The organism is Hazenella coriacea, from assembly GCF_004341825.1.
GTDB classification, from domain to species: Bacteria; Bacillota; Bacilli; order Thermoactinomycetales; family Thermoactinomycetaceae; genus Hazenella; species Hazenella coriacea.
This window is the reverse complement of the sequence record NZ_SMAG01000002.1, coordinates 23021-49790: the sequence shown is the minus strand read 5'-3', so window position 1 is coordinate 49790 and position 26770 is coordinate 23021. Positions and strand designations below refer to the sequence as shown.

General features: G+C 39.4%; 23 protein-coding genes, 2 tRNA genes and 1 other annotated feature. Of the genes, 17 read left to right on the top strand and 8 right to left on the bottom strand.

Features of this window, described 5'->3' with window-relative positions:
- Window positions 1–313 precede the first annotated feature (313 nt).
- From guaB to EDD58_RS03525, 5 genes are all read left to right on the top strand, one after another.
- Window positions 314–1771 carry an IMP dehydrogenase gene (gene guaB / locus EDD58_RS03545; protein WP_131923476.1) on the top strand — a complete coding sequence of 486 codons (1458 nt, stop codon included), beginning with the start codon at window positions 314–316 and terminating at the stop codon, window positions 1769–1771.
- 273 nt (window positions 1772–2044) lie between these two features.
- A complete protein-coding gene (locus EDD58_RS03540; protein WP_131923475.1) occupies window positions 2045–3283 on the top strand; it encodes a D-alanyl-D-alanine carboxypeptidase family protein in 1239 nt (412 codons plus the stop codon).
- Window positions 3284–3436: 153 nt separating this feature from the next.
- Complete coding sequence (pdxS, locus tag EDD58_RS03535; RefSeq protein ID WP_131923474.1) at window positions 3437–4297, top strand: pyridoxal 5'-phosphate synthase lyase subunit PdxS; 861 nt, start codon at window positions 3437–3439, stop codon at window positions 4295–4297.
- A 105-nt stretch (window positions 4298–4402) separates the two neighbouring features.
- Window positions 4403–4624, top strand: a binding site (T-box leader).
- 45 nt (window positions 4625–4669) lie between these two features.
- A complete protein-coding gene (gene serS, locus EDD58_RS03530) occupies window positions 4670–5947 on the top strand; it encodes a serine--tRNA ligase (RefSeq protein WP_131923473.1) in 1278 nt (425 codons plus the stop codon).
- A gap of 86 nt (window positions 5948–6033) precedes the next feature.
- Window positions 6034–6123, top strand: a tRNA-Ser gene (locus EDD58_RS03525).
- Between the two features lie 118 nt (window positions 6124–6241).
- Here the strand turns inward: EDD58_RS03525 and EDD58_RS15215 are convergent.
- Complete coding sequence (locus EDD58_RS15215) at window positions 6242–6370, bottom strand: hypothetical protein (RefSeq protein WP_279389087.1); 129 nt, start codon at window positions 6368–6370, stop codon at window positions 6242–6244.
- A gap of 221 nt (window positions 6371–6591) precedes the next feature.
- Window positions 6592–7518, bottom strand: coding sequence for a ClpXP adapter SpxH family protein (locus EDD58_RS03520; protein WP_131923472.1), 927 nt, complete (start codon window positions 7516–7518; stop codon window positions 6592–6594).
- A gap of 597 nt (window positions 7519–8115) precedes the next feature.
- Here EDD58_RS03520 and asnB point away from each other — a divergent pair.
- From asnB to EDD58_RS03505, 3 genes are all read left to right on the top strand, one after another.
- On the top strand, window positions 8116–9960 hold the full coding sequence (gene asnB, locus EDD58_RS03515) for an asparagine synthase (glutamine-hydrolyzing) (protein ID WP_131923471.1): 1845 nt from the start codon (window positions 8116–8118) through the stop codon (window positions 9958–9960).
- A 663-nt stretch (window positions 9961–10623) separates the two neighbouring features.
- A complete protein-coding gene (locus EDD58_RS03510) occupies window positions 10624–11412 on the top strand; it encodes an alpha/beta fold hydrolase (RefSeq protein ID WP_131923470.1) in 789 nt (262 codons plus the stop codon).
- Window positions 11413–11552: 140 nt separating this feature from the next.
- Window positions 11553–11629, top strand: a tRNA-Arg gene (locus EDD58_RS03505).
- A 387-nt stretch (window positions 11630–12016) separates the two neighbouring features.
- Here EDD58_RS03505 and EDD58_RS03500 read toward each other — a convergent pair.
- A complete protein-coding gene (locus EDD58_RS03500; protein ID WP_131923469.1) occupies window positions 12017–12313 on the bottom strand; it encodes a hypothetical protein in 297 nt (98 codons plus the stop codon).
- A 380-nt stretch (window positions 12314–12693) separates the two neighbouring features.
- Between EDD58_RS03500 and EDD58_RS03495 the strand changes: the two genes are divergently transcribed.
- From EDD58_RS03495 to EDD58_RS03485, 3 genes are all read left to right on the top strand, one after another.
- A complete protein-coding gene (locus EDD58_RS03495) occupies window positions 12694–13377 on the top strand; it encodes a GH25 family lysozyme (protein WP_243648645.1) in 684 nt (227 codons plus the stop codon).
- A 320-nt stretch (window positions 13378–13697) separates the two neighbouring features.
- Window positions 13698–14075, top strand: a complete 378-nt coding sequence (locus EDD58_RS03490) for a hypothetical protein (RefSeq protein ID WP_131923468.1) — start codon at window positions 13698–13700, stop codon at window positions 14073–14075.
- Window positions 14075–14437: a type II toxin-antitoxin system RelE family toxin gene (locus EDD58_RS03485; protein ID WP_131923467.1), complete on the top strand. Its 363-nt coding sequence runs from the start codon at window positions 14075–14077 to the stop codon at window positions 14435–14437. Before EDD58_RS03490 ends, EDD58_RS03485 begins: the two co-directional genes overlap by 1 nt.
- A 309-nt stretch (window positions 14438–14746) precedes the next feature.
- On the opposite strand, the gene EDD58_RS03480 is transcribed toward EDD58_RS03485, so the two are convergent.
- Window positions 14747–15856: a helix-turn-helix domain-containing protein gene (locus EDD58_RS03480; protein ID WP_131923466.1), complete on the bottom strand. Its 1110-nt coding sequence runs from the start codon at window positions 15854–15856 to the stop codon at window positions 14747–14749.
- Window positions 15857–16084: 228 nt separating this feature from the next.
- On the opposite strand from EDD58_RS03480, the gene EDD58_RS03475 reads away from it, so the two are divergent.
- From EDD58_RS03475 to EDD58_RS03465, 3 genes are all read left to right on the top strand, one after another.
- Window positions 16085–16312: a hypothetical protein gene (locus EDD58_RS03475; protein ID WP_131923465.1), complete on the top strand. Its 228-nt coding sequence runs from the start codon at window positions 16085–16087 to the stop codon at window positions 16310–16312.
- Window positions 16285–16518, top strand: a complete 234-nt coding sequence (locus EDD58_RS03470) for a hypothetical protein (protein WP_131923464.1) — start codon at window positions 16285–16287, stop codon at window positions 16516–16518. The genes EDD58_RS03475 and EDD58_RS03470 overlap by 28 nt, the downstream gene beginning before the upstream one ends.
- Window positions 16519–16674: 156 nt before the next feature.
- On the top strand, window positions 16675–17289 hold the full coding sequence (locus tag EDD58_RS03465) for a LysE/ArgO family amino acid transporter (protein WP_131923463.1): 615 nt from the start codon (window positions 16675–16677) through the stop codon (window positions 17287–17289).
- Window positions 17290–17364: 75 nt separating this feature from the next.
- Here EDD58_RS03465 and EDD58_RS03460 read toward each other — a convergent pair whose 3' ends face one another.
- On the bottom strand, window positions 17365–19578 hold the full coding sequence (locus tag EDD58_RS03460) for an MMPL family transporter (protein ID WP_131923462.1): 2214 nt from the start codon (window positions 19576–19578) through the stop codon (window positions 17365–17367).
- Between the two features lie 232 nt (window positions 19579–19810).
- On the opposite strand from EDD58_RS03460, the gene EDD58_RS03455 reads away from it, so the two are divergent.
- Entirely contained in the window at window positions 19811–20767 is a 957-nt protein-coding gene (locus EDD58_RS03455; RefSeq protein WP_131923461.1) for a pyridoxal-phosphate dependent enzyme, read from the top strand.
- Window positions 20768–21041: 274 nt separating this feature from the next.
- Here the strand turns inward: EDD58_RS03455 and EDD58_RS03450 are convergent, their stop codons facing one another.
- From EDD58_RS03450 to EDD58_RS03440, 3 genes are all read right to left on the bottom strand, one after another.
- On the bottom strand, window positions 21042–21470 hold the full coding sequence (locus tag EDD58_RS03450) for a MarR family winged helix-turn-helix transcriptional regulator (RefSeq protein ID WP_131923460.1): 429 nt from the start codon (window positions 21468–21470) through the stop codon (window positions 21042–21044).
- A 134-nt stretch (window positions 21471–21604) separates the two neighbouring features.
- Window positions 21605–22342, bottom strand: coding sequence for an SDR family NAD(P)-dependent oxidoreductase (locus tag EDD58_RS03445; RefSeq protein ID WP_131923459.1), 738 nt, complete (start codon window positions 22340–22342; stop codon window positions 21605–21607).
- Window positions 22343–22355: 13 nt separating this feature from the next.
- The gene (locus EDD58_RS03440; RefSeq protein WP_131923458.1) at window positions 22356–23114 is read right to left on the bottom strand and encodes an SDR family NAD(P)-dependent oxidoreductase; all 759 of its coding nucleotides are present in this window, start codon (window positions 23112–23114) and stop codon (window positions 22356–22358) included.
- A 368-nt stretch (window positions 23115–23482) separates the two neighbouring features.
- On the opposite strand from EDD58_RS03440, the gene EDD58_RS03435 reads away from it, so the two are divergent.
- Both EDD58_RS03435 and EDD58_RS03430 read left to right on the top strand, forming a co-directional pair.
- The gene (locus EDD58_RS03435) at window positions 23483–24073 is read left to right on the top strand and encodes a TetR/AcrR family transcriptional regulator (protein WP_165875780.1); all 591 of its coding nucleotides are present in this window, start codon (window positions 23483–23485) and stop codon (window positions 24071–24073) included.
- Window positions 24074–24333: 260 nt separating this feature from the next.
- Complete coding sequence (locus EDD58_RS03430) at window positions 24334–26496, top strand: YhgE/Pip domain-containing protein (RefSeq protein ID WP_207903242.1); 2163 nt, start codon at window positions 24334–24336, stop codon at window positions 26494–26496.
- The last annotated feature ends 274 nt before the right edge of the window (window positions 26497–26770 follow it).

The window sequence follows — 26770 nt, the reverse complement described above, 5'->3', positions numbered from 1 at the left end:
GAGAGGTTTGTTTTAAGTTGATGGATCGATCAGGAGGAATGGATGGTCTCATTAACACATTCCAAAAAGATGTATTTTCATTTCTAATGATTCCCAAATTCGTTCATTTTAAGGGTGAGGGAATAGAGGGAATCCACAATCTCCACAAGTTATCCACAATATATAGTAGTTGCCCACAAGTTATCCACAATAAATAGGTGTATCCATGATTATTTTCATCTATTCTGAATATGTGGATTGTCTTGACACAAAAAATAAGGCTTTGGTAAACTGTCAAGAAACATATCGGATCGGAAAAGGGGACAGAAGAGACATGTGGGAAGAAAAATTTGCAAAAGAAGGCCTAACTTTTGACGATGTGTTGTTATTACCCTCCAAATCTGAGGTACTACCTCGCGATGTACAAGTAGGAACTCAATTAACAGATAAAATCAACTTACAGATTCCACTGATTAGTGCTGGTATGGACACTGTAACTGAATCATCTTTAGCAATTTCCTTGGCTCGTCAAGGAGGAATTGGTGTTATTCATAAAAATATGAAGGTGGAGGAACAAGCGGAAGAAGTAGATCGAGTCAAACGCTCTGAAAGTGGCGTGATTACGAATCCATTTTACCTTCATCCTGAACATAAAGTGCATGATGCCGAAGAACTAATGGCCAAATATCGAATTTCTGGTGTGCCTATTGTTGATGAACACAGAAAGTTGGTTGGAATTCTCACGAACCGTGACCTTCGCTTTGTTCATGATTATTCGATCTCCATCTCCGAAGTTATGACTAAAGAAAATCTAGTCACTGCACCTGTCGGAACAACCCTCAAAGATGCAGAAGTCACTCTCCAACGATATAAGATAGAAAAGTTACCGCTTGTAGATGCTAATGGTATTTTAAAAGGACTCATTACGATTAAAGATATTGAAAAGGCAACTCTCTTCCCTCATGCGGCCAAAGATCAGCAAGGAAGATTATTAGTAGCTGCTGCAGTCGGTGTAACTAAAGATACGATGCGCCGAGTGGATGCACTTGTCAAAGCTGAAGTAGATATGATCGTAGTCGATACAGCTCATGGACACTCAAGCGGAGTGATTGAAAAAGTAGCTGAGTTGCGTAAAAAATATCCTGATTTAGTCATTGTTGCAGGTAATGTGGCAACTGGTGAGGCAACACGAGATTTGATTGAAGCAGGTGCGAGTGTTGTAAAAGTTGGAATCGGGCCTGGATCCATCTGTACAACTCGGATTGTTGCTGGAATCGGTGTTCCTCAAATCACGGCTATTTATGATTGTGCTTCAGTGGCTCGGCAATATGGCGTACCCATTATTGCAGATGGTGGCGTTCGCTTTTCTGGAGATATTGTAAAAGCACTTGCTGCCGGAGCAGATGCAGTCATGTTAGGAAGTTTGTTTGCAGGTACTGAGGAAGCCCCAGGTGAATCTGAGATTTATCAAGGTCGCCGTTTTAAAGTATATCGTGGCATGGGTTCAATTGGTGCGATGCAAGCAGGAAGTAAAGATCGCTATTTCCAAGAAAATGCGCAAAAGCTAGTACCTGAAGGTATTGAAGGACGTGTTCCTTATAAAGGTCCTTTAGCTGATACTGTCTATCAAATGATTGGTGGTTTACGGGCAGGTATGGGCTATTGTGGAGTGAAGAATCTCGAAGAATTAAAAGAGAAGAGCCGCTTTGTTCGCATTACAGGTGCATCCCTAAGGGAGAGTCACCCACACGATATTCAAATCACTAAAGAAGCTCCCAACTATTCATTGTAAAATGGACAGGGATTTCTGATGCGATTTCAAAGAAGGGATCTGTGAGTTAAAGCTCATAGATCCTTTCTTTTGGTGTTTCTAATATTTGTATAGATATTTTATATTTCTAGACTTTAACCAGCTTTTCACTTTTTCGATTTTCTTTTTGCCTTTTATTATGTAAACTAAAAGGGGATATGAAATATTTTCAAAATAAGTTATAGATGTTTTTAATATATTGAATTTGCCATTTTAAATAGATCTATACGTACTGATTCATAGGAGAGATGATCTTTGAAGCGAACTAGATCAACATGGACTTCGAAACTACTGAGCTTAATTATTTTTTGTCTTATGTTTCTCCCGGGGAGAGCATGGGCAGAGGAAAGTAAACTTGAAATTAATGCTAAATCATATATTGTGATGGACTTTGAATCAGGAGCAATCCTAGAGGAAAAACAAATGGATGAGGCTAGACCTCCCGCAAGTATGACCAAAATGATGTCCGAATTCGTAGTTCTTGATCTGATCAAAGAGGGCAAGCTAAAGTGGGAAGACCAAGTTACGGTGAGCCCACGAGCTGCGGCGATTCAAGAAGCTTCGATCGGTTTAAGGGCAGGAGAAAAAGAGACAGTTAAAGAGTTGTTTATTGCGATGGCAGTTCAATCCGCCAACGACGCCACTGTTGTATTAGCTGAACATATCGGAGAAAGTGAAGAGAAGTTTGTCGATATGATGAATCAAAAGGCAAAAGAGTTGGGGATGAATCACACACATTACTGTTATTCTACAGGCTTAGAGAAACACCTCTACCCAGATCCACCTCAATGTGATGGAAAACATGTCATGTCAGCAAGAGATTCAGCTATTTTGGCTAAGGAGTTAATGAAAGAACATCCAGATGTATTAGAGATCACTTCGATCCCCAATTATACATTTGGAAAAGGTACGTCTAGAGAGATGAAAGTGCCAAATTGGAATTTTATGCTACCTGGCTCACAAGTGGAATATGATGGCGTAGATGGTGTGAAAACGGGATATACCGATGCTGCTGGATATTGTTTTACTGGAACAGCTCAACGGGGATCCTATCGCTTAGTCACGGTAGTGATGGGGACAAACTCACAAATCAACCGCTTTAAAGAAACTGCCAAACTGTTGGATTATGGTTTCCAAGAATTTGAGTTTCAAAACTTGGTTCCTGAAAATAAGCCCATTCCCAAATATGAGGAACTCTCTCTTCCAAATGGTGTGGAAAGAGAAGTACCTGTTGTTGCCAAAACCAATGTTCAACTACCTACACACAAAAATGAACAAGATCAATATGAGATTAAAGTGACCTATAAACCCAATCTACAAGCACCAATCAACGCTGGAACTGTAGTGGGTGAAGCCCAAGTACTGTATAAAGGAAAAGAAATTCCAGGTATGGAGCCAGTTGAAGTGATCACACAGACAGATATTGAAGAAGGAAGTTGGTTCCGCTTATTCTTTAGAGATGTTGGAGATACCATTAGTGACTGGTTTGAGTAACCTATTTTTAGTTTCCTCTGGATAAACTATAATAGAAGAGATCGGTATAGTATTATTTATTTGTTACTGTTGATCAGTAACCATTTAGGTGGATACATAGTAATTGATTCACCTGTTGACTATCGTTTGTCTGGAAAATGAGGGGGCTAAATCATGAGTGAACATCTGACAGAAATACAAAAAGGCGGCGTCATCATGGACGTTGTTAATGCAGAACAAGCTAAAATCGCGGAACAAGCAGGAGCTGTTGCGGTTATGGCGCTTGAGCGGGTTCCGTCCGATATAAGAGCGGCTGGTGGAGTTGCTCGGATGGCAGATCTTCGCATTGTAGAAGAAGTGATGAGTGCCGTTTCCATTCCGGTGATGGCCAAAGCACGGATTGGTCATTTTGTAGAAGCACGTCTGCTTGAGTCGATGGGTGTCGATTATATTGATGAGAGTGAAGTACTTACACCCGCAGACGAAACATTCCACATCGACAAATCTCAGTTTAAAGTTCCTTTTGTTTGTGGAGCTCGTAACTTAGGCGAAGCTTTACGTCGGATCGGTGAAGGTGCTTCAATGATGCGTACCAAAGGGGAACCTGGAACAGGAAATATTGTAGAAGCGGTTCGCCATATGCGAATGATGCAAAGTCAGATTCGCAAAGTACAAGGCATGTCTCGAGATGAATTAATGACAGAAGCGAAAGAGCTAGGTGCACCTTATGAACTATTGTTAGAAGTTCATGAAAAAGGAAAACTACCTGTGGTGAACTTTGCAGCAGGTGGAGTTGCTACCCCTGCGGATGCGGCATTAATGATGCATTTGGGATCAGATGGTGTATTTGTAGGTTCTGGAATTTTTAAATCGGACAACCCTGAGAAGTTTGCTAGAGCGATTGTTGAAGCAACTGCTCATTATGAGGACTTTGCTTTAATCGCAGAGGTATCTAAAGATCTTGGTAATCCAATGGCAGGGATCGAAATCTCTAAGTTAAGTCCTGCTGAGCGGATGCAAGAGCGTGGTTGGTAAGAGGATTCCTGACCAAGTACCATTTATACTTTCGTCTATTTGGTGAAAGAGTTTGTTGCCAACTGCGTAAAATAGGATATAATAATGATAAATAATTACACAGAAATGAACGTGTAGAAGAGAAGAGTAACCGTTTGAACTTAGAATCAGAGAGGCGATGGTTGGTGCGAATCGTCCTAAGCAACGGTGAATCCACCTCGGAGCGAAACGTGAACGCAAACATTTGCCTAAACGTGATCGGTAGCGAGCCGTTATTTCGCATCGAGTGGACTGTTTACTAACTGAACAGTCAACAAGGGTGGCAACGCGGAACCTTCCGTCCCTTTTTGGGGCTGGAAGGTTTTTTTATTTCTTAAAGGGGGCTAAGGATGTATGCATGACATTAAGTTTTTTCGTAACCATTTTGATCAAGTCAAAGAATTACTGGCCAAAAGAGATGTAGATGTAGAGACATTAGATTTGTTTTTAGAGTTGGATGAAAAACGACGCGACTTCATTCAACGTACAGAGCAACTCAAGAATCAACGTAACATGGTTTCCCGGGAAATAGCGGAAAAGAAAAAAGCGAAAGAAGACGCAGAAGATAAGATTATAGAGATGAGAAGAGTGGGAGATGAGATTAAACAGCTAGATGATGAGCTCAGAACCTGTGATGAACAGTTAAAGCAACAAATGTTAACTCTCCCCAACTTTCCGCACGAAACCGTTCCAGTGGGTGAAGATGAAAATCAAAATGTTCCCGTTCGTTATTGGGGAGATGTGCCTACAGATACCCTAGATCGAAAGCCACACTGGGAAATTGCAACTGAACATGACTTTCTTGACTTTGAACGGGCAAGCAAAGTAGCTGGATCACGCTTTGTCTTTTACAAAGGATTAGGTGCCAGATTAGAACGAGCATTGATGAACTTTATGCTAGATCTTCATACCGAAGATCATGGCTATACTGAGATCCTTCCCCCTTACTTGGTCAACCGGGCTAGCATGACGGGAACAGGACAGCTTCCAAAATTCGCTGAAGATGCGTTTGCGGTAGAGGACACTGGATACTACCTAATTCCTACGGCCGAAGTCCCTGTTACCAACTATTATGCAGATGAAATCATACGTGGAGAAGACTTACCTAACTACTTTGTTGCTTACAGCGGTTGTTTTCGTTCGGAAGCGGGGGCTGCAGGTAGAGATACCCGTGGACTAATCCGCCAACACCAATTTAACAAGATCGAATTAGTTAAGTTTGTGCTACCCGAAACCTCGTATGACGAACATGAAAAACTAACAGCCAATGCGGAGAAAGTCCTACAACTGTTAGAACTACCTTATCGTGTTGTCATTCTATGTACTGGTGACCTTGGATTTGCTTCAGCAAAAACTTATGACTTGGAAGTATGGATGCCCAGCAACAACACATACCGGGAAATCTCGTCGTGCAGCAACTTTGAAGATTTCCAAGCTCGCCGTGCCAACATCCGTTTCCGGCGCAATGCCAAAGCCAAACCAGAATTTGTCCATACCTTAAATGGCTCAGGCTTAGCGATCGACCGTACCATCGCTGCCATCTTGGAAAATCATCAACAACCAGATGGAAGCATCTATATCCCTAAAGTGTTACAACCTTATATGGGTGGCAGAGAATTCATCGGCAAATAATTAAAAAAATATATTTCTAGCCGAAGTGTTGACAAGTGCTCAGAAATCTGTATAATTATATTCTGTAACCTTGTTATTTCGGCTATGGAGAGGTGGTCGAGTGGTTGAAGGCAGCGGTCTTGAAAACCGCCGATGTCGTGAGGCATCCGTGGGTTCGAATCCCACCCTCTCCGCCAAAGGAGAAACGCACTTACTATTAAAAGTGGTAAGTGCGTTTTTTGTGTTTATGGATCACAACCCTGATCGGTTCTTCTCTGGGTTCATCGTGTAAGATATGAGCTGGAAATAATTGAATTACTCTTTGGGGCTCTTTGCACTTTTCATGAAGGAAGAAATCGACATGATTACCCCAATGATCCCTAATACTAAACATGCAACTAAACCAATAAGGGCTAAAATTTTCAATGCGATGGCGCCGCCCAAGCAGAATCACCTCCTGAAACACCTCGAATTATTATCCTAATCATCGCAATATTCACCTTGATTATAACCCTAAAAAGCGGAATAAGAGGGAGATCAACATTCCTCCATAGATTCGTCATGGCTTTGTCAAAAAACAATTGCTTATAAAATAAAGTAACCAGAGCTCATATGATCTGGTTACTTAAGAGAACGTTCTTCCAATTTAAAGTTATCTTCTCAGCTTAATTGATTGCTTTCCAAAACAAACCGAATTTCACAGGAACCTTGATGATCCTGTTTTCTGTGGCTAGTTGCTCTAATTCGGCTAAGACTTCTGACTCGTCCTTTTGTAAAATTGATTTTACTTCTTCAGTAGCGACGAAACCATATTTTTTCACTACTTCTTCAACTTTCAAACGGATCGGCTTAGCAGTGATACTTTTTCCCATTGCTTGTTCTAACGCTTTGACATATTGTGTGTAAGGCTGAATGCCTGGAACCATGACCCCTTCTCCATCAGCATTGATAAAGATGAGGGATGGGAAGCCACGGACTCCCATTTCTCTCCCTTTTTCCATTTCATCATAGAAAAGTTGAGTGGTTTGGGGATCGTGGTAGTCTCGTTGAAATGTTTCCAGATCAAGTCCTACATCGGAAGCTGCTTGGATGAGAACTTCTTCTTTACTAATATTTTTCTTCTCTAGAAATACCATTTCACGGATCCGTCGCAAAAACTTCTTGGCTTGCGGTTCTCCCTGTAATTGTGCTGCTTTATATGCTATGGATGGTGGATAGGAAGAATCAAGAGGATCTTCCATCCAGACATCCCCATCCATGGACATGTTAAAATGAACAGCAATTTCTTCCCAATGGGGGGCTACATCTTTGGGTTGCCTAATACCATTACCAGCATCTATGAATCGCTCCCAGCCTTTTAAAAGACCTCCCATACAGTAATGAATGGTGACAAATTCCCCATACTCTTCTTCGAATCGTTTTAACAGAGGCTCTAGTGCCCAACAAGCAGAACAAATGGGATCTGTATAATAGTATATTTCAACTTTTTTCTTAGGTTTAAGTAAAACGACAGGTTGAATGTCATCTGCGGAATCCCCACAAATCCCTGTTTGTAAGTCGCAAAATAACCCGTTGACATCTTTTTTGCTCATCGATGAAAACTCCCTTCTTCTGAATTTCCTTACTCAGAATTGTTTAATTCTGGTTAGGTATTCAGTAAAGTTCTTTAAACACTATTGAAATCAGTAGTATCGATTTACCATTGGTTAGGATTCGACATTTCACACGAAATAACTTTGTACCACTACTTAAAAAATGATTTTTAATTACTTGAATTGTTTTTACTCTATTCAAGTACCTAACCTATAGTAAGTATGTTATCTAAAATTGTAACTATTGTAAAGGCTTTCATGATGATTGGCGAAATATCAGGGCATTACTGATGCTTAGGGTGAGTATGAACGTGTCATCCCTGAGTTTCCCATATAAATACGAATGACTTGAGATCCCATGTGGTTCTCAAGTCATTTTTTCATTTTAGTCTTGATTTCTCGAGCTTTGCTACCTCTACCCCTTATTTTAAAGTAAGGCCTCATTGGCTAATTTAACAACATGGAATTTGTCAATTACAGAAGGGATTTAAACTAAGATATTTTTATCTACATCTGTACACGATTTTCTCCCTGTTACATAGACATAGAAATAGGTAGATGCCTATAGGGGATCAAGAAGAAAGGGTGTGGATATACATGTGCGGAATTACAGGTTGGCTTGATTTTAGACAAGATCTAAGTGAGAAAAAAGTTATTTTGGATCAAATGAATCAGATGTTAATACCCCGTGGGCCAGATGCGGAAGGAACTTGGATTTCAAAACATGTAGCTCTGGGAAATCGGCGCTTAATGGTGATTGATGCTAAGGGTGGAACTCAGCCCATGGTGAAGAGATTTGGAGAGAGAACGTATCTCATCACCTATAATGGCGAGCTATACAACATGACTGAAGTACGGATGAAGTTGCAGTCATTGGGATATCATTTTGCGACCCGTTCAGATACAGAGTTAATCGTGACTGCTTATGCAGAATGGGGGGATCGTTGTCCAGAGTATCTCAATGGCATGTTTGCGTTTGCCGTTTGGGATGAGCGGAAGGAAGAACTGTTTCTTGCTCGAGATCGATTTGGAATCAAACCACTTTTTTATACACAGGTGGGCACTTCTTTCTTGTTTGGCTCTGAGTTGAAGGCACTTCTTGCCCACCCTGAAGTACGGGCTGAGATTGATGATGAAGGTATCGCTGAGATTTTGTTGATGGGGCCAGCGAGAACACCAGGACTGGGGGTCTTTTGTGGCATTCATGAATGTAAGCCAGGGCATTGGATGCGTGTGGGACATCAAGGAATCACTGTTCAGTCATACTGGGAGTTAGTGAGTCAGCCTCATACGGATGATTTTGAGACAACCATTCACCGAGTGCGAGGGCTATTTCAAGATGCAGTCAGACGTCAGTTAGTCTCTGATGTACCGATTGGAACCATGTTATCGGGAGGATTAGACTCGAGTGCGATCTCTGCAGTAGTCGCATCTATTTTTGAGGAAGAGGGAAGAGGTCCTCTTTGCACCTATTCTGTTGATTATCGTGACAACGACCAGTATTTCCAGCAAAATGAGTTTCAGCCCAATTCTGATGCTCCTTGGGCTCAATTGATGGCTGAACAGATTCAGTCGAATCATCATACAGTTTATCTGGATAACGATGAACTCATTCAAGCTTTAATGGTAGCCATGCGAGCAAGAGATCTACCTGGAATGGCTGATATTGACGCATCTCTATACTTATTTTCGAAAGCGATCAGACAAGAGTTGACCGTGGTATTATCAGGAGAGAGTGCCGATGAGGTGTTTGGAGGATATCCTTGGTTTCACCGAGAGGAAATGGTTCATGCTAATACTTTTCCATGGGCCAGACGAGTTGCAGAGCGGATTTCTTTTATGAATCTTGAGATTCGAGAGCGAATGGACCCCTTTGATTATGTAGAGAACAGATATCAAGAGGCGTTATCTGAAGTTCCTCGTTGTGTAGAGGATCATGAAATGGATGCAAGAATGCGAGAACTCTTTTATCTTAACTTGACCCGTTGGATGCCAACCTTGTTAGATCGACAAGATCGGATGAGCATGGCTGTCGGTTTGGAAATTCGGGCTCCATTCTGTGATCATCATTTAGTTGAATACGTATGGAATATTCCTTGGTCGATGAAAGCGTATGGACAGCGAGAGAAAGGATTGCTTCGTCATGCTTTACGAGGACTCCTCCCTCAAGAAGTGATCGAGAGAAAAAAGAGCCCTTTCCCCAAAACACACCATCCTAGATACTTAGAAGCGATGAAGAACGAGGTTCAGCGATTACTAGATGATTCCCAAGCTCCACTCTTTCAACTTATCGATCGCCAACAAGCTCGCCAGTTTGTCCAACAAGACCTCTCACAGAAGCACCTTCCGTGGTTTGGACAACTGATGAATGTACCTGCTTTATTAGCTTATTGGTTGCAGATCAATCAGTGGTTGATCGATTATAAAGTGTCTATTAAATAATCGATATGGGAATAGAGGTAACATGTATATTCAAGTCCTGTTAGATTATTTCTTCTCTAACTTATTTAGATGAGTGTTTGTAAAAGTAGCTTGCTAGCGGAATATCTATCCTCAACGGATTAAATCGAATAAAATTGTATTTAATACCTTTAAGTTCTTTAGCTCAAATTCAGTAGTGTCGATGAGGTCATATTTATCTACATGATTGAACATCGGAGCTCAATCTTCACCCTCCATGAGCTTGTCCCTTGCAAAGAAGTGGAGTTCCGCTTCACCCTGATTCTGGGAGGAGGCAAAAGGCAACGAAGCATCTCAAGAAAGAGTTGCCTCCTCTTTTCCTTCATCCAAGGGTTTTGCTAGGTAGTGGTACAAAGTCATTTCGTGCGAAACATCGATTCCTAACGAATTGTAAATCAACACTATTGTCAATGGATATATTTATTAAAAATGAGTACCTAGTGAGCAAATTCCTGAGGGATTCTTATTTATGATGGTTGACTCAGGCAAAGAAGTTGGGATGGAAATCTGATAAGAGGAGATTGTAAGTAAGATCAGATTACTATTCATAATAAACTGCTTGTATATGTCTGTCATTCCATACAAATAATAATTCTACAATGTTGATTACATAGGATTTTTGATGATCTAGAGGAGCGCTGGAAGATGCCTTATATTCAAATTGATGGACAAAATCTATATTATCAAGTGGAAGGGACGGGAATCCCTATTATCTTTATCCACCCGTTTCTGATTACACAGGAAGTCTTCGACCATCAGCGAGAATTGGCAGACCGTTATCAATTGATCCGTTTAGATGTTCGAGGGCATGGGAAGAGTCGTGATTTTCAAGGCGACTTAGATTATTCCCTCGTTGTGAGTGATGTGATTCAGTTGATGGATCATCTCGGAATCCAGCAAGCTTATATTTGTGGTTATTCAACGGCTTCCTCGATTGCCTTATTTGCTTTAATGACTCATCCCCAACGTTTTTTAGGCGGGGTATTAGTGAGTGGGATGTCCGAAATTAAAACGTTACGGGTCAAAGGATTGATTTGGCTCGCAAAAATGTTATCCAATCCTCTCACGAAAAAACTACTCGCACTTAGTATCGCAAGTGGAAATGCGAACGACTTTAAAACGTTTAAAAAGCTATATACCCATTCCTTACAAAGTAATATCGACCATGTCAAAGTCTTTTTGGATTCGGGTTTAAAATTTAACTGTACAGATCACTTGCCAAATATCCAACAGCCAGTCTTATTAGTCTATGGAAAAAGTGATTCTCGCTTTCGCAAAAATGCACATCTACTCCATCAAAAAATCCCAAAGAGTACACTATATTTCCTAAATGGAACCCCTCATCAAATCCCAACCAAAAACCACTTACTACTTAATGAATTAATCCGTAATTGGATTCATGATCAACAATATCGGTTATCTTCTCAACCTTAATTTTGAATCTATAATGTAAAAAAACGAGGAAAATCAGTTGCGCTCACATAAATAAGGAGTTAAACTATAAGATACAGTATCATCCGGTCTGTGGATGTTTGCATATGATCGGATCAGTTGCCTAATCCATAGGTTTATTTGCGCCCGTAGCTCAGCAGGATAGAGCGGTAGTTTCCTAAACTATGTGTCGGAGGTTCGAATCCTCTCGGGCGCGCCAAAATAGTTCAATATATCAAAAAGGGACGGTCATCCAAGGCCGCCCCTTTTTGATATTTAATTCAACCAAGGGAGAACCCATGATATAGTGAATTCGTATTTCAATCAAGTTTATATAGAGGGAAGATTTATATGGAGAAAATGGTTGTACTTTTCACGTGAATATTCGGATAATTGAATACACGCTCACTTTAATATTCTCAAAGATAAAGTTTTCTGTTGACAAAACAAGAAGTTTACTATTTATTTTAGAAATTATTTATATCTTAGTAATTCTCCATATCTCCTCGTATAATAGTCCATATTAGGGATCAAGTCTTTTTTATCTAATTAAAGCATTACATGGAAGAAAGTATTTTAAATCGCCCAGATCCTAAAATTGGTCAATTTAACATTCTCCCCATTGATCTCCATGTTTTTCTAAACAAGTATGGCAAGGACAATGGAATTTTTGTACATCTACCTCTACATTTAGTTTTCTTTGGCATATAGGACATGTCACTTTTGTTACTGGGTACCTTAATTGCATTAAAACAGTGAATAGGGTAGTAAATGCCAGTAATAAACCCAGAAAAATCCCTACGATGCTTATGATACAGATAGCACAGGCGATCCCCTGAATATAAGAAGCCATCCACCACTTCCCTCTTCTAGGTAGTCGTTCATAAAGATAATAGTTGTTCATTTTATACATCCTTTGGATAATTAATTTTCCTCATATTCGAATTATATACAAAGGGGTGATCTAATGGCAGAAGAAAATCCTCAAATAGTAATGGCATAGAGGAATTTAGTAATTCGAATCATAGATCTGAATAAACAGAAAGAATCATTAGAAAAAATCTTTCTTGAATTAGCGGTTAAAAAAAATGGGGATTTAGGAAGTTATTATTAAAAAATAAGTGATAAGTTATTGATGCAAGTGGTTTTTTATTCTACTTAAATTAACAATTTTTGTTATAATAGTATAATCATTTAATATTTTTGCATGAACTTTAAGAAATTAGGATGAAATATTGTTATATATAAATGCAGGAGATGATCTGTATAAAAAAATTAATATGGGTGCTCAGTGCGATCCTGATCATTATTCTATTAGGTGTTTTAGATTATTTTGGGATCATCTGGCATAATGACCTCTTTGCAATGAGCTATGGAGTGAAAGGCTTAGATGTTTCTCACCATCAGAATAAGATTAATTGGAAAGTAGTTCAAGAAGAAAACGATTTTAAATTTGTCTATATGAAAGCAACGGAAGGAAAAGATTTTGTGGATCATCGTTTTGCGGAAAATTGGAAGGAAGCACAAGAGAATGGATTTTTAATAGGGGCGTATCACTTTTTTTCGATGCAGAGTACTGGAGAAGAGCAAGCTGCTAACTTTACAAAGATCGTACCTAAGCAGGCAAATAGTTTACCGCCTGTCATCGACATCGAGATTGCTTTGTATCATGATCAAGAGAAAGCAAGAAAAGGAATACAAGTATTAGCAGATCGAATGGAACAACACTACGGGAAAAAACCTATCCTTTATGTGACTTATGACCGTTATGATCGATATGTAAAAGGTCACTTTGAAGGTTATGAGATCTGGATTCGAGATATCGTAAAACCCCCTACTTTGGATGAACGAAAATGGCTTATCTGGCAGTATAGCAATAGGGGTAGAATCGATGGTATTGATACCTATGTAGATATTAATGTATTTAATGGCGATTTAGAACAGTTTAATCGTACTTTTAGTCAATAGGATTAGAAAAACCCCCTTCTGAATCACTGAGAGATATTAATTATTATGTGTGATTCGGTTGTTTCAAATCATATCACTCTATGACCCATATAATTAAAACGAGGAGCCTCCTAAAAAGAAGGCTCCCTGTTTTTTAAAAATACTTAGTGATCTTAAAGATAGCACTTTTTCAATTTACTCAACGGAAACGAACATACCGACTTTATTCTAATTATTTGTGTTGTTAATTGTGTATACTAACACACGTTTGAAGTGGTATAATAAAAGTGAATTTGCATATAATAGAAATATGAAAAGGAGTGGCAAGGGTGGGGTTCGTTATGAAAGCTAAAAAAGGTGTGACTACAGACATTTTAAAGTTCCTTAATGACCGAGTCTTGTCTGTGACTCAATTAACCCGAAGTAAAAAACTGACTGAAATTCTTGATTCCTATTCTCAAGAGAAAAGCACAGATGTTTATGTGGTTCAAAATGTAAAGAAGCCAGGTAAGGCGGTGATCGCTGATTTGGAGTATTTTCAGGAGCTTTTGTCCTATAAGGAAGCCGTGGATTGGGCTATAGATTATGCGATGGAGGAAGTTACCCTAGAAAGAAAAGAGGATGTTGCTGATCTTTCTCTTTCCCATGTGATTCAACACAATCAATTGGATGTGGATCAGATCATGAAGTTGATTAATGAGGTGGAAGAGGAAGATTGATGGAGAAGATAGATCAAATAAACGAACTACTGGAGCCGTTTAATGTCATTGTATATTTTTCTAAGGAATCATTCGATGATCTAAGTAGCTATGATAAAAATCAGCAGGAAAAGATCATAGCATTGATAATCAGAAGAGGAATGACAGGGCCTTTGATTAAACCACAAGGAATCGGCGAGCCATTACGGGACGAACTTAAGGGATTTACCAAAATCAAGCCTAAGAATATGGCTTTACGTATTGTATATCGTCCAGTGATTCATGACAAAATCATACGTATGGAAATTATCGCAATTGGTCCGAGGGACAAGGAAAAAGTTTATCGTTTGGCGGCGAAACGACTACAGTCATTTGATCAATAGAAGATAAAGTAAATAAGCAATCAATTAGTCCCTTCCCAAAAATAAAAGAGCGATCAGCTAATATAGCAAACGCTCTTTTTTAGATTCAATCTACGGGTGTTGTATCATCTGGTTCATTACAAAAAGATAGTTCAATCATCTTTAAAGCCTCCCTTAAAGGTTAAAAACCTTTAGCTTTACAATATATCTTGGAGTATTTTGTGAAGTTTGTTTCATCTTCAAGTAGAAGATATACTTGCATCATTCCCTGTAGAGCCTCTAGATTGAGATTCTCATTGGGATTTAACTCGAAAACTTCGTTGAAAGCTTTTAGAGCTTCTTTTTTTTCGATTGGGATAAGAAGTTTTTCCCGATATACAATAGAATTTGAGTGTATTTTACCATATCATTTGAATTATCCGCAATCTCTTTGGCTTTCTCAAGAATTGTTATGGAGAGATCATATTTTTTTTGATTGAAGAATACGATGCCTAGTTTGAGATATGAATTTAATAATAACCAATGTCTGCGTGAAATCTTATCTTTCAAATCAATTGCTGCTAACAAACATTTTTTGGCATGGTCAAGTGATCCTTTTTCTGTATAGATGTCACTTAAAGTATTGTACAGTTCCACTTGTCTTTCATAGTTATAATTAATCCTTGCTATCTCCAGTCCCTGCTTTGCATAACTAGCAGCTTCATCATATAGTTGAATTTTCCATTTAAGTTTCGCTCTTAAGTCATAGAGGCTGATAACAGTTTCAATATTAATGTCAAAGGATTGAAACTCGATTTCATCAAGTGCTTTTAACGCCTCTTCAGCTCTTCCTAAACTCCTTAAGTAGATGGCTTTATTGATGAGGAGATTAGTGTGTAAATATCTTCGTTTGTTGTTGAGCTCAAAGTGATTCAATGCATCATCAATGTATCTTAGGGCTTTTTCCTTGTTGTTGTAGTATTGAAACTCTACGATAGATAAATAGTTAAGACAACTTGATTTTAAATTCGCTTGATCAGGATCGATCGATTTCTCTAGTTTTTCTAGGGATTTACTAAATAATTTGACGGACTTATCAATCTGTTTAGATCTGTAGTAGCACATCCCTTTTAAGAAATCTAACAAGGGCCCTTCGTACTCGGTGGGAAGTTCAGATAATCGCTTTAATGCTTTTTTAGGGTCAGAGTTAATCTGATTTTCAATAATCATCAATTCTAATTGGCGATCTTCTGCTTCTTTCTTTTCCCTTTCGGTTAGATCACTGATCTGGATGTCTAGCTTTTTTAAGATATAGCGGACTTTGGTTGAGTTTTGGGTTTGTCCACGTTCGATGGAAGAGAGTGTGGAGCGAGGAATGTAATCATCACAGAGGTCGTCTAATGTCATGCCACGTTCTTTGCGTATCTTACGAATGAATTGACCTAACTTGATAAAATCCATTGGTCCAACCTCCTTCTTGTCCCTATTATTGGTGATTCATCCAATGAAAGCAATACAAGAAATTACAAGAAAGAAGGAATATTCTCTGGATTTAGTGAGATTTTGTCTCGAAAATACAGTAATAGGCCAATGGTTGATCTAATTTTTGTAATTGGTTGAACAGTTAATCTTCGATCTTTATACTAAACTCAACCATTCACGAAAAATTGATAAAAAGGGATGTTGCTCATGATTGTGCCGTTTCCTGTACGATCTGAAAACCCAATAACTTCTACTAATCACTATGAGAGCTCGTACATTGTCCTGAAAACAATTACGGGTAAACTGATTATTCTTCATCTGAACGATGTGGAAATTGAACAGAAAGAAGAACAATTGCAGATCTCTGGAACAAATATTCGAAGAGTAGTAGAAGGAGGAAGAAATGGATGGGAAAAGATGAAGAAGGATGGATGAAAAAAGGAGAAGTGGCGGGTTCAATGATCTATGTGCTTGCTAAACTGGGTTATTCTCGATCTGAGGTAGAGAAGATCACTCAGGAATTAAGGAGATTATTTGATTTAAGTTGTAACAGACATAGCTTTGAGACAAGTCTAGATGCAGGTAGGGTTGAACGAAGAAATATGTTACCCACTGTTGATTCAAGTAAAAGGACTAGATAGAGCTAATCAGATATTCATCAATGATCAGAGCCATTCAACGGCTCTTTTTTGTGACCGAATATTCCCTATGTTTTTATTACATTCTGATACTTCTCATTTACAATAAGAATAGTCTGAACCCTATATCCATCATTTATTTCCAGGGGGCTATTCCATATGATTTTAGCTGCTTTGCATGGGGTGATTTTGGCGTTTGGTTTGATCTTGCCCTTAGGGGCACAAAATGTGTTTGTTTTTAATCAAGGGGCAACACAACCAGTATGGATAAGAGCATTGCCAGTAGTGGTGACGGCTGCGATCTGTGATACTCTTTTAATCATATTAGCGGTATTAGGAGTGTCACTGATTGTCCTGCAATTGCAGTGGTTACAAATGATTCTGTTTTCGGTGGGGATGATCTTCTTGGTTTATATGGGGTGGTCGGTTTGGACTTCTGACTCGAAACCTGTAAGTGGTCCCAACGACCAACGATCAAGTAAGCAACAGGTCGCCTTTGCTATGTCTGTTTCTCTCCTCAATCCTCATGCGATTTTGGATACGATTGGTGTGATTGGAACCAGTTCGTTGCAATATGTGGGAATGGATAAAGTAGTATTTGCTCTCGCTTGTATCACAGTTTCGTGGTGTTGGTTTATCGGATTGGCATTGGCGGGGAGATGGTTGGGGAAGATTGATTCTAAGGGGAATCTGCTTTCATGGATCAATAAAATTTCAGCTTTGATCATTTGGGGTGTCGCAATCTACTTGGCTTGGAATTTGATTGTTGGATGAAACAAAACGCCCCATCTGGAGAATGAAGAAATCTCACAGATGGGGGGGGTGTTTTGAGCTTAAATACTTAGAATGCTAAGCTCCTAAAGTTGTTGAGTCAGTATGACGATTCTTTGGTTTTCCTTTTATCAAAATCATGATGGAGGGAAGTAAGATTCCTCTCACCAAGAAGGTGTCAATCATAATACCTGTCGCCATAATCAGACCGAATAAGAATAACTCTTGTAAAGGCTGGGTGATCAACACGCCGAATGTCGCTGCTAGAATGGTTCCCGCGGAGGAGATCACTCCACCTGTTAAGGCAACACCTCGACCAACCGCTTCACGCCATGGATATTTTTTAGCTTCTTCGCGAATACGTGAAACTAGCATAATATTGTAATCGACCCCTAAGGCGACCATGAATACAAAGGTATAGACTGGGAGTCGATAACTAATAGCATCATACCCAAGAAGATGGTGGAAGATCAGCCATCCGAAGCCGAGTGTACCCGCATAAGAGAGTAGGATGGTAAAGATCATCACCAGTGGTAAGACAAGCGAACGTGTTTGAAAGATTAGTAAGATGGTAATGGCGACTGTCACCAAAGCGAACAACCAAAGGGTATCGCGTTGATTCATCTGTTTGACATCCAGTTGTTTGGCTGTCTGTCCTGCAAAATGTAAAGAGTAGTCGCTAGAGTTAAGCCCACTCGTTTTTAAGAAATCCTCTTTTTGATCTAGTAACTTTTGTAGGGCATCTATTGCCGCCTGATCATAAGGGTTATCCTTAGGCACTAACTTGATCTTTACTGCATGTTTTCCCTCAGCTAAAAAGTTTTTCGGGAATTTAGCTGGGGTTTGAAGTAATTCTTCTGCTGTGGGTGAAACGGAGTCAATGCCCTTCTGCTTTTGAAGCTCTTTGGTTAATGAAGCTATATTTTTCACAAAAACAGAGTTGAGCTCGATCTCCTTTTCAGATTTTAAAATCACAGTGATTGGGGCAAGTTCCCCTTTGGGATAATGCTCTTCTAAAATTTCAAATCCCTGCCGAGATGAGATATCCTCTGGGAATGATTTGAGTAGGTTAAATGAGTAGTTGATCGTAGATGCGTTTATAGCCCCACCGATGAGCACGATCATTAGGATGCTTGCTGGAATGAAGGGTTTCCTCATAATGAAAGAAGCTATTTTATTCCAGATTCCTTTTGGCTGTGCTTTTGTACCCTCTTTTTTAGGGATAAATGGCCAAAATGCTTTGCGACCCATTAAGGCAAATGTACTTGGAATTAGGGTTAAACCAGCGATTAGAATGACGACAATCGCAACAGAAAAAATAGGAGCAAAATGATTGTAAGGCTTAAATATAGCTGCAAATAAGGTTAACATCGCCATGAGAACTGTTCCGCCACTAAATAAGATTGGTTCTGATACACGGCTGATCGCTTCACTCATGGCCTCATATTTGGAATCCACTTTACGAAGCTCTTCACGGAAGCGGGAGAAAATAAACAAACAATAATCGGTGAGTACTGCAAATAATAAGATCAGCATGATCGAGATCGCTTGGTTCTCCACCACAAACCAATCATTTTTACCGGCTAAACCTAAAATTCGATCCACCACTTGGTAAACAGCGGCTGCAATGAGTAATGGGGTGATCGCAAGCAAGGGTGAGCGGTAAATAAATAATAAAATCACCAAGATCAAACCGATGGTAGCTAACATTAACACAAAGTCTGCATTTTTAAAAATGGTAATGGTATCAGCAGAAATTCCTGCTGGACCGGTAATTTCAAACTGCATGTTACCAATGCCAATCTCTTTTACCTTTTTCTCTACCTCTTGGAGCGTTTCATATACAAGGTCTGAATCTAAATCTTTTTCTAAAGCAATATTAAACAAGAGGGTTGTTTTGTCTTCTGAGAAAAGTTGGTCTTGGATTGGTTTAGGAAACTGATGAAATGGGAGTGCACTTGCCACATGCTCAGGCTTCTGGTCAGAAGAGAGCCATTGACTAATCTTCGTAATTTGATCGATTTCTTTTTGGGTCAGAGGATCTTTTTGATGAAAGACGAGTAAAGCAGTCAATCCCTCTTTGGAAGGAAACTGTTCATTCAATAGTTGCTCAGCTACTTCTGAAGGGGTGTTTTCTTGAACACTTCCTTCAGAACTGTTGTCAGCATATTGTTTGGCAGTTGGAGCAACACCACTTAAGATTATAATGATAGCAAGCCAGATCAATAAAGTGATTTTGGCTCCTTTTTGGCTACTGGTAAACTGCACTAATTTTTTTATTGGTTGAAACATATCGGTTGTATTCACTCCTTTTATTCCTGGTACGAACAGTGTAAGGAGTGATTATGAATGGAACATGAACAGAGTATTACAAATGGAAAGTAGAGGATTTCTCAAGCAAGTGGTCACAATTGTGATTAACTACATAACTTCAATCCAAAGTGCACACATCGACTTGGGAAAAAAGGGATGTTAGAATAATATGTAGACCATCTTCCAATCAAAGAACAGGGGAGTGGAGATTTTGCACCTAGAACCTACCTTTACTTCGGTACAACAAGCATTCGAACGCATTCAAGGGATTGTACATCGCACACCTGTGATCACTTCACGAACTTTAAATGAGATGACAGGATATGAAGTGTTTTTGAAGTGTGAAAATTTCCAACGTGCAGGAGCCTTTAAGTTTCGTGGCGCATATCATACACTGAGTCAACTCACAGACGAAGAAAAGCAAAGAGGGGTGGTAGCTTTTTCTTCAGGGAATCATGCACAAGCTGTCGCCTTAGCAGCCAAAATATTGGGAATTCGTGCTGTGAATTGCATGCCATTAGACTCTCCTTCGATCAAAGTAGAAGCTGCGAAAGGGTATGGCGGAGAGATTGTATTCTATGATCGTCTTCGAGAAGATCGAGAAGCCATTGCTCGTAAGTTTTCCGAAGGGCAAGGTATGACTTTAATTCGACCTTTTGATGATCCCCGGATTATTGCTGGAGCAGGCACAGCGGCACTGGAGCTGATGCAAGAGGTCGAAGAAGTAGATGCTTGGGTTGTTCCGGTTGGAGGTGGAGGCCTGATTTCGGGAACTTCCATCGCCGCACATGGAGTGAGCCCAACTACACGGATCATCGGTGTGGAACCTAAAGATGCAGATGATACACGACTTTCACTTCGCGTGGGGAAACGGGTAGAGATCACCCCACCGAAGACGATTGCGGATGGTTTACGTGTGGTCTCCCCTGGTGAGGTAACTTTCCCAATCATCCAAAAACATGTAGAAGAGATCGTCACTGTTAGTGATGATGAGATCAAAGAGGCGATGCGTTTTGCGATGAGCCGACTCAAATTGATCATTGAGCCATCAGGTGCTGTAGGTCTAGCCGCTTTATTATCAGGTCGCAATCCTTTGAAGGGATGTAAACGAATGGGTCTGATGATTAGTGGTGGCAATGTTGATTTAGCAATGATTAAAAATATATAAGAGCCTTTCTAATGAATTATATTAATTTACCAACAGTTAGGAGTCAATATTCCGTGCAAGAAGATTTTGTGTCGCCTCCTAACGAAACCCATCGATGGAGTAACAAAGGAGGCAACTCTTCGTGGAGATGCTTCTATGCGTTTTGCTACCTCCAGGAATCGAAGGATGGAGTAGACTTCTTCTCTTCCTTGCGAAGCACAAGCTCATGGAGAGTGAACATTGGGCTCTAGATTTTTTCGAATCAAGGATGATTGGATCACTGATGTATTTGGGGTTAGAGGTTCTTAAATTCTGAGAGCAATTTTTTATAAATGTTTAGTAATTGGGCACGCTCTGATTCACTTAAAGTTTTAAATAACTCGATTCGTAATTCTTGTCCTTTTAAATGGGCGAATTTTAATACTCTTTTCCCTTCATCAGTGATTGCTAAATAAACAATTCGGCGATCAGATTCATCAAATTGTCTCTCTGCATAATCCAACTTGATCAACTTGTTGGCGATATTCGTCATCGCACCAGGTGTAAAACCAAGAGAGTGAGCAAGGACTGATTGCTTCTGAGGGCCTTTATTCTGTAACTCTGCTAATGTAAGAATTGGTGAGATCCCCAACGGATATGGAAATGACTTTGTCCATTGGATGATCGCTTGATTTGTAAATAGTTCCATCGTATGTATCAATTCAAATATATCTGTTTTCTCCATCAAGATCACTCCTTAAGCCTGATCAATAAATCAGAGCTCGATGTTTCACTCTCCATTTTTGCGTGAAACATCGGGCTCCAGCACAACAATATGATTTGATCTTAAATGAAAATATCATAGTTTGTTTCGGATGGCTACTTAGCTGCATATCCACCATCAACGATGAGATCTAACCCAGTTACATAAGAAGATTCATCACTCGCTAAGAAAAGGACTGCATTGGCAATGTCTTCAGGTCGACCAAGACGTTGAAGTGGTGTTTGACTTAAGAGATATGTGAGCTGATCCCGGCTAGCGGAGAGTCCTTGTGTCATAGGGGTTTCAATCACGCCTGGGCAAACAGAGTTGACACGGACATTGAAATGTCCATACTGTGTTGCAGCTGCTTTTGACATGGCACGAACTGCTCCTTTAGAGGCGGTATAAGGATTTAATCCCATACCTACGATGGCTGTCACTGAGGCCATATTGACAACAGCCCCGCTTTTTTGTTTTGCCATTTCAGGTAAGGTATGCTTCAAACCAAGAAAGACACTGCGACTATTGACAAGAACAACTTTATCATACTCTTCTGGAGTAACTTCATCGATTGGTTTTTCTGAAGTGATTCCGGCGTTGTTCACAAGAATATCAATTCTTCCATGTGTATTCATAACATGATGAATCGCTTTTTTCCAGTCATCTTCTGAAGTTACATTAAGCACTACAGGATCTACTTCTGGATACTCTTGCTTTAACTGATTTAAAGCCTCTTTATTTATATCAGTCGCAATGACTAGTGCCTCTTCTTCGATGAATTTTTTAGTAATCGCTTTTCCAATTCCTGAAGCAGCTCCTGTGACAAGTGCAATTTTTTTGCTTAAACGTTTCATTTGATTAATCCTCCTATCGAAGTTGAATAGACCCACCATCCACCATAATGGTTTGACCTGTGATGTAGTCTGAGTCCTCACTGGCTAAAAATACGGCTGTACGTCCAATATCTTTTTCGCAATCTCCCAAACGACGAAGTGGAATTTTTTCGATCATATTGTGATAATGCTCGGGTGCTTCTTGGCTCCATTTTTGAACGCCCGGAGAGTTGGCAATGGGAGAAATACAGTTGACTTGAATATTCCATGGACCCCATTCATTAGCAGCTACACGCGAGATCGCCCGAATGGCTTCTTTGGCTGCTGCATAAGAGGTATGTGTGAGACCACCGTTGATCCCTGCGCCTGAAGCGAAGTTGATTACTTTTCCTCTCCGTTTTTCTTTCATATATTTAAAACATTGTTGCATGAGATAAAAAGTAGGATAAAAACCAGTATTAAAGGATAACTCAAAATCATCCTTGGTAGTATTCTCAAAAAGGTCATTTCTTGATGCTTGAGCATTATTTACGAGAATATCAATATCACCAAAATGCTCAACAACTTTGGTGATAATCTCACCAAGCTTTTCGTGATTAGATAGGTCTGCTTGAATGAAGAGGGGTTTCTCACCAAACTCTTGTAATTCTTGGGCTGTTTTTTGTCCACTTTCAGCATTAAAATCCACAATGGCGACTTTGGCCCCTTCTTTGGTAAAAGCAGTGGCAATCCCTTTTCCGATTCCTGATGCACCACCCGTGACAATCGCTACTTTTCCTTTTAATCGAGTCATCGGGATTCCTCCTTGATCAGATAGTTTAATGCTATATTTTTTAACTATAAATATTTTAACATTAAAATAAAAAAAGAACAAATTTTAGCCAAGGTGATTGACGATAAATGGGTATTGGATCGTTTATAATATAAGGGAAATGGGTTTACATTTAGTATGTGATGCCATTAGTGTGTGACCCTTGTACATATTTTATAGTCATTTCTTTGTTTTCTTGTTTTTAAATAACGGTTTGTATAACATACAAGAATATGTAATTTTTCAGTAGAGTTGAAGCGCCTGAACTTTTAGTGTATAGGTATGATTGTTTCACTCACCCCGCTGATTATTCATCAACTATGGAAATAGATATATGGAGGATTTTTAAGATGCGTCATGAAAAGGTAGACGTTATATTTCAAGCTGCAATTGAAGTCTTTGCAGATAGTGGATTTGACCAAGCTAAAATGGATGATATTGCGCAAGAAGCCAAAGTAGCTAAAGGTACGATTTATTATCATTTCAAAAGTAAAGAAGAATTGTTTGTTGGTTTAATGAATGAAGGAATGGAGAAATTAATTGAATACGTAACCAGAAATATGGAAATCAAGTCTTCACCTACAGAACGTTTGGAAGCACTTTTAATGACTCATATTCAATTCTTTATGGATAATGGAAAGCTTGCAAAGTTACTACTCAATGAGGCTTTTGGCAGAAAAGAACGACAAAGTCAATTTCGTGCGAAAATTCGCGAGTATTTACGTTTAATTGAAGATGTTTTAGAAGAGGGAAAAAATGAAGGCGTTTTCGATCTACAATTTCCTCAAGAAACGGCTAGTGCCATCTTTGGAGCGGCGAGTGTGGTGGTATTGCAGAAATTATATTCTGTAGAAGAAGTAGATGTGGAGATCGAACACGAAGCTCCTAAAATGATGGAAAGTATTAACCATTTAATCTTTGGTAGCATTCTTACAAAATAAACATAACATAAGTAAAAAAATATCTTGAAATTGTTAGTGATAAGTGTATAATTAATTTTGTACTGACCAGTCAGTACTATCGAAAGAGTGTGCCTGATGCATGTAAGAAAAGAGGGACATCGTTTGGGATTTGAAGAATAAAGGTCAAAAGATCGTAACATTATCGCAAAGTTTATGTAATATTAGTGAAAAAAAGCTTGTAATTTATAGTGGCGGGTGTATAATTTCCTTTGTACTGACTAGTCAGTACCTGTTGGGAGGTGTGCGCGATTCGACGAAGAAAAAAGAAACTGCCTTTAGTGATTCATGATTTGCAACAAATCTGGGCAAATAAAGCCATGCGCTTGGGGATTTTGGGAGTATTAGCACTCCCTGTTGTATATAGTTTCATCTACTTATTTGCATTCTTTGACCCATACGAAAATATGCAATACTTACCAGTTGCTATTGTCAATGAAGATGTAGGAGCAACTAAGGATCAAGAAGAAGTTCATGTGGGCAATGAATTGGTTGATGAACTGAAGAAAGAGTCCAAGTTGAAATGGGAATTTGTATCGCGCACCGAGATGGAAGAAGGATTTAAAGATGGAAACTTCTATCTAGGCGTAGTGATCCCTAAAGACTTATCGCAAAAAGCGATCTCTCTCGATAGTCCCAACCCGTTAAGAGGAGAGCTTGAGTATTACTCAGATGAGAGTAGTAACTATCTATCTGGGAAAATTGGACAGTCGATGATTCGTGAATTAGAGTCTAGCCTTGAAGAAAGTTTAAGTAAAGTATATGCTGATGAGATTTTTAACAAGATCGAGTCTTCGACTAAAGATTTAGCGAAAGCAGCTGATGGAGCTGAGACGCTTTCGGAAGGAACACATAAAGCCGTAGATGGCAGTGAAAAATTAATAGATGGAATAGGTCAATTAGAAGGTGGGGCTTCTCAATTGAAAGAGGGGAACCAACGCCTAAGTCAAGGTTTGGAAAAGTTAAAAGGTGGGTTAGTGCAAGCGCAACAAGGAACCGAACAGTTAGCAAAGGGAGCTGGGCAGGTAGCTGGTGGAGTTGGTGAGATTGATGCTAAAGCCAAAGAGATTCAACAGCTGATGAATCGGATCAGTCAACAAGTAGATCAGATTAAAAGAAATATAAACCTTCCTGAACAAACAACGGCTGATTTGAACAATCGCCTAGCTTCTGTTCAATCCAAGTTGGGTGAGCTAGAGAAAGACCAAAATCAATCCAAGCAGTTGTTACAAACAATCATACAGGAGCATCCAGAGTTAGCATCAGACCCCAATGTCAATCAACTGAACTCCTTGCTTGAAGCGCAACGGAGTCAACGAGGAGAGATGGGGCAGCAAATCAATCAAATCGATCGTCGTGTGGACGATTGGAAAGAGCAGATCAAAGAACTCCAAGCGTTGCGTAACGACTTAAGTAAGTTTGTAAACTCCAATCAAGGATTAGATCAACAAATAGCTCAAATCGGAGAGCTTTCCAAGGGAGCTCATTTGTTAGCAGATAAATTAAATGACCTGAACCAAGCCTCCAACCAATTTGTAAATGGAACAGACGAATTGTTGCAAGGGGCCTATCAGTTAGAAAAAGGGCAAGGGAAATTACTCGATGGCTTGCTGAAATTAGGTGTAGGTGCAGAAGAGTTAAACAAAGGATTGAAGAAAATTGAAGATGGTCAATCTGAACTAGCAACTGGACTCGGTGATGGTGTCAAGGAGTCTGAGAAGGGCTTACTTGGAGCGGATAAAAAAGGTGAGATCATCGCTAATCCAGTAGATGTAAAAGAAACCTCTTTACATCCAGTGCCTAACTATGCGACAGGCTTTGCTCCTTACTTTATTTCGCTCTCTCTTTGGGTAGGGGCAATGATCCTATTTACAGTCATCGACTTATACCAGTTACCACAACAATTGGGCAACCGACCTTTATCGATGGGGGCAGGTGCTCTCATTGGAGCAGCCCAAGCCATCATTGTGACGGCAGCTTTAACGTTGGGGCTAGGCATTGAGCCTGAATTACCTGGCGGGTTATATCTCTTTACCATCATCATGTCGTTTACATTTATAGCGATTAACCAACTGTTGGTTGCTTTAATGGGGAATGTAGGACGGTTTGTAGCGATTATTTTACTGATGCTACAACTTACCTCTAGTACAGGTTCTTACCCATTAGAGTTATTACCACAATTATTCCAAACGATTCACCCTTACTTACCGATGACATATACGGTACATGGATTGCGAGCCGTTCTTTCTAGTGGAGATTGGAGTGTTGTCTTATCAGACTCCTATACATTGCTCGGATTTATGGCAGGAGCCTATATCTTAACGCAAATTCATGTTCGTTGGGTGAAAACAGGTTTTCGTAAATTTTTATCCTATATTGAAATTCGCCGGCAAAATATCGCATAAAAAAAGTTAGAGAGTTAGATCAATCTTCAAGATGTAGAGTCTTCTTTTTAGGAGGCTCTTTTTTTGTTTCAAAGACAATGATGAAATATCGACTCCTAACTTTTGATACATCGACACCACTGTTCACTGATGAATTTCTTTTATTGGATCGAACGATTGAACGGACATAATAAAAGGTAATAGATCATAAATATAAAACGTAATGTTTACGATTTACAGAGAAATAAGTTTAGGTTATAATAGGGTTCAGCTATTATCAATCGTACTTATCTTG

Excerpts from the sequence above, each read along its gene's own strand:
- EDD58_RS03465 (WP_131923463.1), top strand. The coding sequence starts at position 16,675 with ATGATTTTAGCTGCTTTGCATGGGGTGATTTTGGCGTTTGGTTTGATC.
- guaB (WP_131923476.1), top strand. The coding sequence starts at position 314 with ATGTGGGAAGAAAAATTTGCAAAAGAAGGCCTAACTTTTGACGATGTG.
- EDD58_RS03445 (WP_131923459.1), bottom strand. The coding sequence starts at position 22,342 with ATGAAACGTTTAAGCAAAAAAATTGCACTTGTCACAGGAGCTGCTTCA.
- EDD58_RS03480 (WP_131923466.1), bottom strand. The coding sequence starts at position 15,856 with ATGGATTTTATCAAGTTAGGTCAATTCATTCGTAAGATACGCAAAGAA.
- asnB (WP_131923471.1), top strand. The coding sequence starts at position 8,116 with ATGTGCGGAATTACAGGTTGGCTTGATTTTAGACAAGATCTAAGTGAG.
- serS (WP_131923473.1), top strand. The coding sequence starts at position 4,670 with ATGCATGACATTAAGTTTTTTCGTAACCATTTTGATCAAGTCAAAGAA.
- EDD58_RS03485 (WP_131923467.1), top strand. The coding sequence starts at position 14,075 with ATGGAGAAGATAGATCAAATAAACGAACTACTGGAGCCGTTTAATGTC.
- EDD58_RS03510 (WP_131923470.1), top strand. The coding sequence starts at position 10,624 with ATGCCTTATATTCAAATTGATGGACAAAATCTATATTATCAAGTGGAA.
- EDD58_RS03460 (WP_131923462.1), bottom strand. The coding sequence starts at position 19,578 with ATGTTTCAACCAATAAAAAAATTAGTGCAGTTTACCAGTAGCCAAAAA.
- EDD58_RS03440 (WP_131923458.1), bottom strand. The coding sequence starts at position 23,114 with ATGACTCGATTAAAAGGAAAAGTAGCGATTGTCACGGGTGGTGCATCA.
- EDD58_RS03520 (WP_131923472.1), bottom strand. The coding sequence starts at position 7,518 with ATGAGCAAAAAAGATGTCAACGGGTTATTTTGCGACTTACAAACAGGG.
- EDD58_RS03475 (WP_131923465.1), top strand. The coding sequence starts at position 16,085 with ATGATTGTGCCGTTTCCTGTACGATCTGAAAACCCAATAACTTCTACT.
- EDD58_RS03435 (WP_165875780.1), top strand. The coding sequence starts at position 23,483 with ATGCGTCATGAAAAGGTAGACGTTATATTTCAAGCTGCAATTGAAGTC.
- EDD58_RS03470 (WP_131923464.1), top strand. The coding sequence starts at position 16,285 with ATGGGAAAAGATGAAGAAGGATGGATGAAAAAAGGAGAAGTGGCGGGT.
- pdxS (WP_131923474.1), top strand. The coding sequence starts at position 3,437 with ATGAGTGAACATCTGACAGAAATACAAAAAGGCGGCGTCATCATGGAC.
- EDD58_RS03500 (WP_131923469.1), bottom strand. The coding sequence starts at position 12,313 with ATGAACAACTATTATCTTTATGAACGACTACCTAGAAGAGGGAAGTGG.
- EDD58_RS03450 (WP_131923460.1), bottom strand. The coding sequence starts at position 21,470 with ATGGAGAAAACAGATATATTTGAATTGATACATACGATGGAACTATTT.
- EDD58_RS03490 (WP_131923468.1), top strand. The coding sequence starts at position 13,698 with ATGAAAGCTAAAAAAGGTGTGACTACAGACATTTTAAAGTTCCTTAAT.